Genomic DNA, 11944 nt, shown 5'->3' on the forward strand with positions numbered 1-11944 from the left:
CAGAGGTCCCTTCAGAGGGGAGCACCCAATCATCGCCCAGCGGCAGCGTCAATCACCCCGATCGGGCAATCCAAAGCATTCCGCGCAAGTCAAGGCCGGGCACGGCGATCCTCTCGTGACGCTCACGTTTGATGTGACTGTAACATTGTCCATTCGCGCCGCATCTCAAAGTGGCCCCATGACCGGCCTCCGCTTGATGGTGTCGCTATCTCCTTGGTAGGTTGAAGGTGACTGCCACATGAGGTCTGCCTATTGTACAGCTACAACCGGCCTTCAGCACCGCATTGATCAGGCTCAATCGAGCAAGTCTCATTGTGAATTCCTATTTCAGTGACCAGCGGCCGACCTTTAACTGCGGCATCTTTCACTCAGCAATCGTATCCGTCCGGTGAAGGCCGCCTTGCCGAGTGAGGCGTGTTGTTGAGAACTGTCCTTATGGACAGTGATAGGCGCAGTGCCCAAGTCGAGCGGCTCGAAGTAGTGGACACAGGCCGACGGCGGCGCTGGTCCGAGGATGAGAAGCTCAAGATCGTCCTGGAGAGCTTGCAGGCGCCGCGCCAGGTCGCGGCGACGGCGCGGCGATATGGCGTTTCGCGCTCATTGCTGCTCCGGTGGCGACGGTCGTTTCGTCCCGAGCCGAAGGATGCCGCCCATCAAACGGGCTTCGTACCGGCGATGGTGGTCGCGGAATCGGGGCCGACGCTTGGTCCGGTCGGGCCGGCCGGCGGCGGCGCGATCGAGATCGAGTTTGCGGCCGGGGCTCGGATGCGGATCACGGGCACGGTCGACGCGGCGACGCTGAAGGCCGCGGTCGCGGCACTGGCAGATGGACGGCCGCGGTGATCCCCATTCCGCCCGCCGTACGGGTGTGGATTGCGACCGGCCACACCGACATGCGCCGCGGCATGAACTCGCTGGCGTTACTGGTGCAAGAGGCCTTCAGACGCGACCCGCACGGCGGCGACCTCTACGTGTTCCGAGGCAAGAGCGGCAAGCTGATCAAGATCCTTTGGCATGATGGGCTCGGCATGTCGCTCTACGCCAAGCGGCTGGAGCGCGGCCGCTTCCTCTGGCCGTCGTCGGCCGATGGCATTGTGACCATCACCCGAGCCCAACTTGGCTACCTGCTCGAGGGCATCGACTGGCGGATGCCGCAACACACTTGGCGGCCGCAGGCGGCGGGTTGATCGCTGGGATTTGAATCGACCACACGTCGGCAGTTCAGACACAGACAGCTTATTGTGATTCTCTGACCGGGATGGCGCCGATGATTCTCTCCCCGACGATGTGACCACGCTGAAGGCGATGCTGCGTGCCGAGCGGGTAGCGCGGTTGGCCGCGGAAGCGGACGCCCAGGCGCGGACCTTGCTGATCGAGAAGCTCAAACTCACGATCAAGAAGCGGCGGCATGAGAAGTTCGGACAGTCCTCGGAACGTGGCGCACTGTTGGATCAGCTCGAACTGCAACTCGCCGATCTGGAGGAGAACGCGGCGCAAGCCGAGACCGCGGCGCAGATGGCCGCAGGCGACAAGATTACGGTGCCATCGTTCGAGCGCCGCAAGCCGGTGCGCCGGCCGCTGCCGGAGCATTTGCCACGGGAACGTCTTGTCTATCCGATACCTGCGGCCTGCCCATGCTGCGGCGACCGCCGGTTACGCAAAATCGGCGAGGACGTGAGCGAGACGCTGGAGCTCATTCTGCGGCAGTGGAAAGTCATCCAGCGCGTGCGCGAGAAGCTCGTCTGCCGGGCCTGCGAAGCCATCACCCAGCCTCCGGCTCCCTCGCACCCGATCGCGCGCGGACGTGCAGGACCCAAGCTGCTGGCCCATGTCCTGTTCGCCAAATACGGCTTGCACCTGCCGCTCCATCGTCAGAGCGACGTCTACCGGCGCGAAGGCATCGACCTCGACGTCTCGACGCTGGCGGACTGGGTGGGCGCCTCCACGGCAACCCTGATGCCGCTGGTCGATGCGATCCGCGGCCATGTCTTTGCGGCCGAGCGCATCCACGCGGACGACAGTGTGCTGCAGAAGCACACAGAAAGGATGATCGTGATGATCTGATAATCTGTGAGCACAAGCTGTGACAGCGATGAGGGAGGGCCCCTCGGGATCGGCTTTCAGGAGCAGGTCCCAAATCACTTCAAGCGGCTTCGCTTAAGAGGCGCGGTCGTGAGCGTTGAAGCTAACGATCGGGAAATACCCGAGCGGATAAGCATCCGAGAGACGAATGAAAATGAACCCGCCGATGAAGCGTCGTAACGTGGAAATCGTCGTCAAAACCAGAGGTGTGTCGTCCCTCTGGGATCAGTCCGCTGGAAGCCTGATGATTGGGCGGGCGGCGACCGGCGTTGAGGGGGCGTGAATCGGATGCAGGCGTTGTCACGGAACTGCAGGAACCAGTCGCTCCGATGCAAAGGGAGAAGCACAAGCGGAGAAAACCGCGAGGCAAGAGTACCGATGCGGAGCACTGGGGCGGACCGATCCGTACAAGTGACGAAGGCTCGTAATGGGGCTGGAGCGAAGGGATCGGATCAGGTGGGCTGGCCATCGTTGCAACTGGCAACAGGAGGACGGCGGTGAACCAGCCAAGCAAACCGTTCAACATCGACAAAAGAAAGGTGTACGAAGCGTATCTGCAGGTGCGATCTAATGGTGGCGCAGCCGGTGTCGACGGAGTGACGATTGAGGAATTTGAATCCGACTTGAAGAGTAACCTCTACAAGATTTGGAATCGAATGAGCTCAGGCGCCTACTTCCCGCCACCTGTTTGTGCCGTCTCCATTCCGAAGAAGAGCGGAGGCCAGGCACGGTTGATCTGCAGACGGAGAGCTCGGCGTTATCGCCCAGCAACCAATGATCGATGCTGAGCACAGCGTGCCCTTGTCCTTGGAAGGGAGGTCGAAGAGGACTCTTGATCTGAGACTCACTGATTTTGAGGCTGATCTTCACTTGGCCACAGGCGCCGCAACAACATCCCGATCAGAGGAAACTTCGCAATCTGGCAAGTTCCGTGATGTGATCGGCTGACAAGACGTCCGGTATGAGCGGAGGCTGTGGCGCGGTGTGGATTTGGTAAAGATGACGTGTGGCCTCACGCTTGGTCATAAACTCTCGTATGCAGTCGTCCAGTGTGCCTTCCGCCGACAGATATGTACTTTTGTCTGCACGACGCTCATTTTTTATGGAGGGCCATTTGCGAATCATCGCGGGCGCATCGTGTCGTTCGCGTCCGTCATCTCTGTACTCGATCCTTCAACGCGGCGCTCTGTCCACGGAATAGCCGGGAAGTAGCCTCATTGCCTCACGAGGCCCCATCACACTGCCACCCCGAAGCCGCGTCGAATTCTTCGCAAACGGCACAAAGCGGGCGTCCTGGACTGATCAGCGTTCGCTCGCAGGCAGCAACCCCGCTAACGCCTTGGCTTCCGATTTGAGAGCATCGATTGCCGCCTTGCGCGCACCGGCATTGAAGCGAGTCCTGATCGCCGACACTGAAAGGGCGCCCCTCAGTTCGCCGTGTACGTCGATCAACGGCACGGCCGCCGCGGCGACCTCCGGGTCCCGCTCTCCGATCGAAACATAAAAGCCTCGGTCGCGGATTTTCTTCCCTTCGGCGTTCGCTGGCTCGCGGAATACAGTGAGAATTCGCCCGGCGGCTCCGCGATCAATGGGCAATCGCTGACCTTCTTCGAGATGATGTCGAACTGAACGTGGAGAATTGACGCGGTAAAGACAGATACGTTCGTCCTTGTCTGCAACATAAAAGGATGCAGTTTCCCCAGTTGCCTCGACCAGTCGACGAAGCGATGGCCGGATGATTTGGCCAAGATCAAGGCCGCGCTGATAAAGCACCCCAAGGCGCCACAACTCCGGTCCTGGTCGAAACAACCGGTCCGCGCCGCGGACGAGAAAGCCGTCAGCCTCCAACGAAGAGGCCAGTCGCAGCACTGTGCTCTTGTAAAGGTCCGCCGTCTCCGCGATCTGCGTCAGTGTCATCGCAGTACGCTCCGCGTTGAAACTTTTCAGGATTGCGAGCGCTCTGCTGACCGCGTCAACTCCTGTCTTGCTCATTTCTGCTCCGGTTCTGCACTATAGAACAACTATCAGAGCTAGGGGGTGAACCCTATTTCAGAAGCATTGAGGCGGTTCTGCAAGCCAGAATAGTTTGACTCTTCTTCTAACTAAGAGTATCGGTTTTGCACGTAACGGAAGTTCTGAGACGCGAAACAATGGAAGGGGTAGCCAAGGCTGGCCGGACTTGCGCGAGGTGATGATCCGCTGAGACTGATTGGTGGCTCGGCGCATGGCGTCGGGGGTGTATGATCACCTGATCCAGATGCACGCAGGGGAACGAGATCTCGTTCGTCTTCCTGCCGCACCACATACTCGGCGTTCTTCTCGGGGTGCGCAGCGATCTTGCCGCCATATGCCAATATGAAGAGCGGCTCCGACCTAGACGGCCCGAAGCTCGGCATCACGGCTCCTGGTTCCTGGACGGGCAGAATGGCGCGCCATTGCGTCAAGATGCCGGGATTGGGACCGCGCGACGTCAACATCATCGCGGTCGGGAGCGATGCGCCGGACGTGGTGGCACTCGACCCCAAAAAAGTCGACGCGCTGGTCTATTTCGATCGCATTGCGACCCTGCTCTCGAGGAAGATTGGGGCCAATTCGCTGTTCGATGCGCGCACCGTCGAAGGCGCCAAGACTGCCTTTGGCGGGATCCGTCTAGCGCCTGTCGCTACCTGCCGCAATCTTCATCGACAAAAATCCCGAAACCGCGCAGCGCTTGGTCAATGCCCTGCTGAAGAGCCACCGCTGGGTCAACTCTGTATCAACGGAGCAGTTCGTGGCGCAGTCCCGGCACAGTACGAAACTGATCGCGAGGTGAACATCGAGATCCTGAAAGCGTCCAAGGCGCCGTTTTCCCGGGCCAGCCTAATGGACGCCCAACCGCCCAAGGTACCCCCGGCTGTGTTGAGCGGTTTCTACCCAGGATCACCGCGGCAAGCAAAACCTTCACCGATCGCCTCGCTGGCGTGCGGCCCAGCGGTTGAACTAACAACGGCGGGCGCCGAAGATACCACAAAGTAAGGCTTCGTCATGTCCCTGCCGCTCACCGGCATCCGTGTCCTCGACCTGTCAAACGTATTGGCAGGCCCATTCTGCGGCTACCATCTCTCGCGCCTCGGCGCGGAGGTTATCAAGGTCGAAAACCCCAATGGAGGCGATCTCGCGCGGCGCCTTGGCGCCGATCCGGAAAGGGCAGAGCGCCTTCAGGGCCTCTCCTTCGTCAGCGTCAACGCCGGTAAGCAGTCGGTGGCGCTCAATCTGAAGTCTGAAGCGGGAAGCGAAGCGTTTGTCGGGCTGGTGTCCGAGGCCGACGTCCTTGTCGAAAACTTCCGGCCAAAGGTCATGGAGCGGCTTGGTCTCGGTTTCGACGCGTTGTCCAGGCGCAACCCGCGCCTCATCTATTGTGCAATCTCAGGCTTTGGGCAAAACGGTCCTTGGTCCGCCCGCCCGGCCTACGACCAGATCGTCCAGGGCCTTTCCGGCGCGATGAGTGTTACCGGTGATGCAGCCACGGCTCCGCTGCGGACTGGCTTCCCGATCTCCGATACCATCGCCGGGCTAACGGCCGCCTTTGCTATCGCCGCGGCGCTCGTCGAGCAGCAGCGAACGGGCAGGGGCCGCTTCATCGACGTGTCGCTGCTCGAGGCGACCATCGCGGCTATGGGATGGGTGGTTTCCAATCACCTGAATGGCGGAGTCGAGCCGCGGCCGATGGGGAACGAAAATTTCACGGCCGCACCCTCCGGCACGTTCTGCACCGCGACCGGACCGCTGAATATCGCCGCCAACGAGCAGAAGCAGTACCGGACACTTTGCGATCTGATCGGCCGGCCGGATTTGAAGACGGATCCGCGCTTCGCGAAGCGGGAAGCACGTAAACTGAACCGCGGAGCGCTTAACGATGAGCTGAACGTGGCGTTGAGCTGCAGGTCTGCGGAGGAATGGGAGGCGCTGTTGAATGCCGCCGGCGTCCCTGCCGGCTGTGTGCTGACCGTCCCGCAAGTTTTGCGTGAGCGGCAGGTGCTGGAGCGCGGATTTGTCGAGACGCTGCCGCTCGATAGGGCTGGCGAACCGCCATTACGCATTACGCGCCCTGGTTTTCGGCTGGATGAGGCGTTTCCTGCCCCCGCGCTCCCCCCGTCGCTCGGTGCGGACACGGAGCGATGGCTGGCTCGACTCGGTTATACAGATCCGGAAATTGAGCACCTTATCGCAAGCGGTGCCGCCGGAACGTCATGTCAAGGAGGAGCTCATTTTCCGCGGGTCCGCCCGGCAACAGATGGAGCAGCGTGACGACCAGGCAGTTGCGCGCAAGCAAACCACTGCCGGGCATAGGCTAACGGGATTGGAAAACAGGGATGAGCGAAACGGAGCTGCGAGAGCAGGCCGCCCATTGGTGGCGGAGCTCTATATGCGACATCGCCCCCGGGCGGATCGCCTATCGCGGATACACGATCGAGGAATTGATTGGTCATATTTCGTTCCCCGCGATGATCTGGTTGATGCTGCGTGGCGAGCTACCCACACCGGCACAGGAGCGGCTCTTTGAGGCTGCCCTGGTTGCATCGGTGGATCATGGCCCACATGCACCTTCCATCGCCATCGCGCAGATGGCTGTGAGTTGCGGGCTGCCGCTCAATGGCGCGATGGCATCCGCAATCAACACGCTGGACGGTGTGCATGGCGGAGCGGGGGAGCAGGCGATCGAGCTCTATGACGAGGTCCTGCGACGCAGCGAGACCAAGGACCTCGATGAGGCTGCCGCGGAGGTGATCGACCATTTCACCGCCGCGCGCAGCAAATATCTGCCGGGCTTCGGTCACCGCTTTCATCCCGTCGACCCGCGCGCTGAACCGCTACTCGCGCTAGTCGATGCTGCGATCAGTGAAGGTGCCGTCAACGGTCGCTACGCCAGCGCTGCGCGCGCGATCGAGCGCGTTATGCGCGAGCGCAAAGGCAAGCTCATCCCGCTGAACATCGATGGAGCCACCGCAGTCATCTACGGGGAGCTGGCCTTTGCTGCACCCCTGGCCCGCGGCATTTTCTGCTTGTCACGGGCGGTAGGGATTCTGGCCCATGCATGGGAGCAGACCGGACGCAAGGACCGCAACAAAGGCCCGATGCCCAAGCAGTTCGCCTACAAATACGAGGGGCAGCCAAGGCGCAGCCTAAAGCAAGCGCCATGATGTACCATAAGGACTGCCGAGCTCATCGAAACGCGCGTCTTTTCGGCCACCGCCAATTGCGTCGGTTCGGATTGCGCGGACGTCAACCGTGGAGACAAGCCGGCTCACTGCTTCATCGAGGGCCGTGGTTCGAGGCGTAGGGAAATCTCTATCTAGTCAACATTTCCTTGGCCGCATCGTCAGGCTTGCACCCGGTGGCTCCTGGTCCTCGATCGTCAATAACGCTTGGCGGAATGGCCTGGCCGCATTCTCGCGTCCAACAACGTCTGGGGCGTGCCCCTGATGAAAGATGGTGCTGTAAGATCGGCAGGTTTAGTCATTCTTCGGAACGAGTGGTCCGGTCGTGCTGGCAATGGACGCCAGACGCTGTTCGTAACTCGTGCATAGCTGGGCCACGTCTTCGTCCTGGCATCGGATGGCGAGTGCATCGCTCCTCAGTCCTGCGCTCGCTCGACGTGTTCTGAGCCTGCCCATGACGGGCAGGCTCTCTCGACCTTTTTCGCCGCTGTTACTGTGCGGTGATCTGCGCCAGGATAAGCGCGGCAATGGTGAGTTGAGCGATCGACGGCGCCAGATTGCCCCTTGAGACCTTGCCCCGCAGATAGTTGCTGAACTTGCCACCCTCCATATAGACATCCTGCAACCATTCCCGATACGCGCCGAGCGCGGCGAGAGGGTAGCACAAGGATTCTTGCGGATTCGACTTCGATTGCGGATGGCTGGCGAGGTAGTGGTGAGGATATTTTCCACGCTCGCCGTTCGTCGCCGCCAAGTCGTCGTCGCAGCAGTCTTTCGACCAATGCTGTCCGATCGAGATATCAACGACGTTCTTCTCCCGATATCGGCACTGGCCATGATCAGTTCGTAGATCACGGTGGGGGCCTCGTTGAAGACGTGCAAGAAACCCTTTGGCGCGGACTGAAAATTGAGCACGATGCGCTCATGCCATTTGTCGAACTTCTTCGAGAAAGCGCTGACGCCGCTGATCCGGAAGACGCAGCCCTATGCCAAGCGCGTCGCGCACCAGGGGCATTTGGGTCGAGCCAAAGCTGCTGGCCGAAATCGAGTACCGCGCCAGATCGGCCAAAGGCAAGGTGCGACAGCCGGTCTTCAAAGGCTTGCGGGAGGACATGCAATGAGATGGTGCCCGCGCTGCGATAACTGCCGGTGGGTTTGCGAAATCATTCGGACCAGCCTACCCATGCGTGCACCTGCGGCGGCGCCGGTATGCCGTGCCCATTTTGCAATGAGCGGTGACGAGTCGTCGTCCCCGGCGCTGGCAAAAGGATTGTTAGCCGCGACGACGACGCGTCCTTAAACGCAAAAAAAGCCCGGCGACCCATCAAGGACCGCGGGGCATTGTCGTTTTGTGATTGGGGGGTGCATTGCTTCACGGGCCACGGCCTCGTCAGCTTCTCGACAGCTTGCCCGAGTAGGCAGCTCAGCTGATCTGTAGACGTGAGGCTAGCGTGGACCCGCACAATTTTGACCCCTCCAATGTAGCAGCTTCGTCAGAGGTGCAGCACGCCCTCACGGAAGATCAGCAAGCGGACACGGCGGAGCAAGAAGCCTTTGAGCAGCAATTTGAAACGGCGCGCCTGGCCGATACGGCGATGCCCGACCGGGGGCCGCGCCGTAGCCCCCCTGCCAATGTGGCTAGCGACAGCCAGCAGCCCCGGACGAGTTGATGGGGGCACTTGCCAGGAGCAACCTCCTGCCAAGCGAGGAGGTCCTCATCAACGATGAGCATGACACAGCCGAGTTGAGACCAGCGAAGAGGCCGAGGACCCTAAACAATCCGCAAAGCGTTGCCATTGAGCGGCAGCTGAGCGAGATCGCTAATTCAGGTGGAGGTGGTGGAGCAATGCCGGCCGCCTCGGCGCTGCAGCCGGCTCCGTCAACGGGGATTGTGATAGGGTGGGACAGGCGGCCTCTTTATTCCGAGGATGCTCCCATTATCTTGGGGCTTGAGGGGGCCCTCATCAAGGGGGGATGAACGAAGGCTGGGCCAAGCAGTATGTAGGTTATCTTCGTAGCTTTAGCCGTTGGCTCTTCGCAAAAAACAAGCCGAGCATTGTTGCTCGGCTCGAGAGTAAGTCGCTGAGCGGTGATGTGTCCGAGTTCACCGGAAGGGGTAATCCCAAGAACCTCCTTAAGGCAATAGACCATCTCCGGACCTTCCGGTCGACAGGCGTGCCGATCGTACACCGCCGCGCAAAGCGCAATCCTCACCCCCAGAACGCGGCCCTCATCAATCCTGAAGACGCGGTACTGATCGAGCCGAGGCGCGTCGACCAGGCCGCTGCGCAGCACAGCGCGTGGCAGGAAGCCGGCAGTCGGCCCGAGGGGATTCGGGGACTGCAGGATGATCAACCCGCCCCGTCGGTTTTCGTCCAAGAGCACGTCGCGTTCGACCCAGAGCGGGGGAGCTTCGGCGAGTGCTCGATCATCTGGATGATCAATCTATGCCTTCTCCAGAGGGGCTTCTCCGACTGGAACAGGAGCTTCGCCAGGACATTCAGGGAGGCAGAATAATCAACCCGCTCCATCATTTTCCGTCGGTCCAGATTTCGATCCAGAACAGTTCACTTTTGAACCGGGGAGCTTCGGCGACTACTGGATGATGAACCGGCGCAGTTGGGAGTGGCATCTAGCTCAGGCCCGGCAGATCAGTAGGCTTAGCCGGGCCCGCTGCTGAATCTATCAATGTACTTCCCCCTGGACTTCCAGCACCGCCCCCAATGGGCGTCGGAAGACTTCATGCAAGGGATGAGCTTGCACAACCTGCTGCCGAGCGCGTCTCAGCCGGCGACAAAATCCCTCTCGGCGGCGTGAACTACACGGCCACATTGGAGGAGCATCAGATTTTTCTGCGCCCAACATGAATAGCGGATTGTCGCACGGCAAAGAGGATGTAAGCTCTCGGCTTTGAGCCCGGGGAATGGCCTCCCAACCGGCTTTCTCCCATAGGTACGTAGAGCCGTTGGGAACGTAGTGGTACCGGCGCAGTTCGAGAGCGGCAGGTGCAGGTATTTCGTGATGAGGGAAGCGAGGAAGCCCGCCATTGCGGCAATCGCAAGCATCATCCACCGCACGCCGCGCGCTCGCATCAGAAGATCATGCATCGCGTTGACCTTGATTTGCACGTTGGAGAGCTGCGCGGTGACGTGCTCCAATTTCGTTTGCAGACGAATGACGCGGTCGCGGGTACCCGTGGGTCATTTCTCGATCGCCTTGATTGCGGCGACCGCGGCGACAGCCGTCGACACTCCGATGAAGAACGAGGTGATGATCGCCTGCTCGGTCTTGTCCCAAGTGGATTGCCCGTCGATGCCGGGCTTGCCGATGCTCGGGCGCCCCAAGAGCCGAGCCTGTGATGGATCAGTTCCGGCGCGAGGACGATCATCATCATCAGGACGGGTCGGCCCCCGAGTCTTCTTTCTGACAAATCTGCGCATTCGGGTTGTCCGCGTTCCGAAGGGGCGCTACCCGCGATGGTGCGTCTGCGCGCCGAAAGATCATCCGCAGTGGGCCGGCTCCTTCCTGATGAGCGGCTCCGTCATCACGGTTATCGCCCGCATCGCTCCATCCGAAAGGAGCACGGCCGTGATTGAAGCCATCCTCGGCGTGCTGACGTCGATCCTGTCGGCGCTGTTCAACTGGCTGAACGCCCGGGTCGACGCGGACAAGAAAAGGTACTGGATGTTCGATATAGCGAATGCGCCGCCGACCGCTTGTCGCAAATTTTGCCAAGAGCAAAGTTCGAGAAGGTGTTTACCTACAAGGGCGATTTCATTTGGACGTGGTGCGTCAGCAGACGCCGTTTCCGTGGGATCGTCTCATCAAGGCGGTCAATCGGCCGTGGTGGACAGGATCTCACCATGCTGAGCAGACGAGCGTCTCGGTGCCTGCGGTCCGGTGAGAACGGGGCCGGAAGACGCTGGGGCGGACAGCGTCCTCTCCGTTCCCGCGCTCTCTAAGCCCCTTACAGCAACGAGAGCTGCATCTGCGGCTCTCCTTTGCGCCTCTGACGATAGCACCTGCTGATCACTTGACTTTTTCGGATCTGTGCCCCGGCGCGACCGTGGGCACGCGCGCGCCGGGGCCTTGCTCCCTCTTAGCCAACCTGGGGGTATAGGGGGTTGCGGTAGATCAGCGAGAGGTCGCACGATCAGAAAGCACAGCGGCAAGGCTGACGTCAGCGCACATTCGTGCTCCTACACAAGGAACTTTGGCCCGAGCAGCGAGAGCTGGATATCGACGTGATGCCCCCGCCGCTTGAGAAAGCCCTCCAACGACGGCGGTACGTCGCCACGATCGTCGATTTTGAGATAGACGAATGAAGTGCGCCTACGTTCGTCCGCTTCGCGCGCCCGACGGTTGATGGTCTGGCCAGGTCGGTACGAAAACTCGGCGGAGAATGCCTACCGGCGCAAACGGATTGGCGCGGGCGCACGACCTCATGCGGGTCCCGGCTGCGGCTGATCAAACGAACTGGGGAAGGCCGGGAACGGAATTGAGGACCTCGTCCACGAGTTCGTCGCCGGCATGTTCGTCGTAAGCGGTAAGAGCTCCCACGTTCGCAGTGATCAGCGGGCGCGTGCGTAGCGGATCGGCATCCAGTATTGGCGCAGCGCCTCGACGGCCGCTGGGATATCGAGGTGGGCATTGCGAAGAAAGTC

The 11944-nt window shown here is 60.8% G+C and carries 11 protein-coding genes and 3 pseudogenes; 10 read left to right on the top strand and 4 right to left on the bottom strand.

Features of this window, described 5'->3' with window-relative positions; all coding sequences use genetic code 11:
• Positions 1 to 435 precede the first annotated feature (435 nt).
• The 4 genes and pseudogenes from tnpA to ACZYOF_RS38540 all read left to right on the top strand — a co-directional run.
• Positions 436 to 843, top strand: coding sequence for an IS66-like element accessory protein TnpA (gene tnpA / locus ACZYOF_RS38525; protein WP_463719014.1), 408 nt, complete (start codon positions 436 to 438; stop codon positions 841 to 843).
• Positions 840 to 1187, top strand: coding sequence for an IS66 family insertion sequence element accessory protein TnpB (gene tnpB, locus ACZYOF_RS38530; protein ID WP_028169062.1), 348 nt, complete (start codon positions 840 to 842; stop codon positions 1185 to 1187). Before tnpA ends, tnpB begins: the two co-directional genes overlap by 4 nt.
• A gap of 100 nt (positions 1188 to 1287) precedes the next feature.
• Complete coding sequence (locus tag ACZYOF_RS38535) at positions 1288 to 2064, top strand: IS66 family transposase (RefSeq protein WP_051397324.1); 777 nt, start codon at positions 1288 to 1290, stop codon at positions 2062 to 2064.
• 515 nt (positions 2065 to 2579) lie between these two features.
• Positions 2580 to 2807 (top strand): annotated as a pseudogene (locus ACZYOF_RS38540) (group II intron reverse transcriptase/maturase); the annotation flags it as partial.
• Positions 2808 to 3384: 577 nt separating this feature from the next.
• On the opposite strand, the gene ACZYOF_RS38545 reads toward ACZYOF_RS38540, so the two are convergent.
• Positions 3385 to 4074, bottom strand: coding sequence for an IclR family transcriptional regulator (locus ACZYOF_RS38545; protein ID WP_035692612.1), 690 nt, complete (start codon positions 4072 to 4074; stop codon positions 3385 to 3387).
• 345 nt (positions 4075 to 4419) lie between these two features.
• Here ACZYOF_RS38545 and ACZYOF_RS38550 point away from each other — a divergent pair, with 345 nt between their 5' ends.
• From ACZYOF_RS38550 to ACZYOF_RS38560, 3 genes are all read left to right on the top strand, one after another.
• Positions 4420 to 5097, top strand: a complete 678-nt coding sequence (locus ACZYOF_RS38550; protein ID WP_463719015.1) for a type 2 periplasmic-binding domain-containing protein — start codon at positions 4420 to 4422, stop codon at positions 5095 to 5097.
• Between the two features lie 9 nt (positions 5098 to 5106).
• Positions 5107 to 6369 carry a CaiB/BaiF CoA transferase family protein gene (locus ACZYOF_RS38555; protein WP_028168737.1) on the top strand — a complete coding sequence of 421 codons (1263 nt, stop codon included), beginning with the start codon at positions 5107 to 5109 and terminating at the stop codon, positions 6367 to 6369.
• A gap of 65 nt (positions 6370 to 6434) precedes the next feature.
• On the top strand, positions 6435 to 7262 hold the full coding sequence (locus ACZYOF_RS38560) for a citryl-CoA lyase (protein WP_028168738.1): 828 nt from the start codon (positions 6435 to 6437) through the stop codon (positions 7260 to 7262).
• A gap of 508 nt (positions 7263 to 7770) precedes the next feature.
• On the opposite strand, the pseudogene ACZYOF_RS38565 reads toward ACZYOF_RS38560, so the two are convergent.
• Positions 7771 to 8100: pseudogene (locus ACZYOF_RS38565) on the bottom strand (hypothetical protein); the annotation flags it as partial.
• 126 nt (positions 8101 to 8226) lie between these two features.
• On the opposite strand from ACZYOF_RS38565, the pseudogene ACZYOF_RS38570 reads away from it, so the two are divergent.
• Positions 8227 to 8401, top strand: a pseudogene (locus ACZYOF_RS38570) (ATP dependent DNA ligase); the annotation flags it as partial.
• A gap of 973 nt (positions 8402 to 9374) precedes the next feature.
• Entirely contained in the window at positions 9375 to 9797 is a 423-nt protein-coding gene (locus ACZYOF_RS38575; RefSeq protein WP_463719016.1) for a hypothetical protein, read from the top strand.
• 266 nt (positions 9798 to 10063) lie between these two features.
• Here the strand turns inward: ACZYOF_RS38575 and ACZYOF_RS38580 are convergent, their stop codons facing one another.
• On the bottom strand, positions 10064 to 10438 hold the full coding sequence (locus ACZYOF_RS38580; RefSeq protein WP_130229965.1) for a hypothetical protein: 375 nt from the start codon (positions 10436 to 10438) through the stop codon (positions 10064 to 10066).
• Between the two features lie 42 nt (positions 10439 to 10480).
• On the bottom strand, positions 10481 to 10624 hold the full coding sequence (locus ACZYOF_RS38585; RefSeq protein WP_463719017.1) for a hypothetical protein: 144 nt from the start codon (positions 10622 to 10624) through the stop codon (positions 10481 to 10483).
• Positions 10625 to 10808: 184 nt separating this feature from the next.
• Here ACZYOF_RS38585 and ACZYOF_RS38590 point away from each other — a divergent pair, with 184 nt between their 5' ends.
• The gene (locus tag ACZYOF_RS38590; protein ID WP_130229967.1) at positions 10809 to 11150 is read left to right on the top strand and encodes a hypothetical protein; all 342 of its coding nucleotides are present in this window, start codon (positions 10809 to 10811) and stop codon (positions 11148 to 11150) included.
• Positions 11151 to 11944: the final 794 nt, after the last annotated feature.

It is taken from the genome of Bradyrhizobium sp. LeoA1Lang (assembly GCF_055413685.1).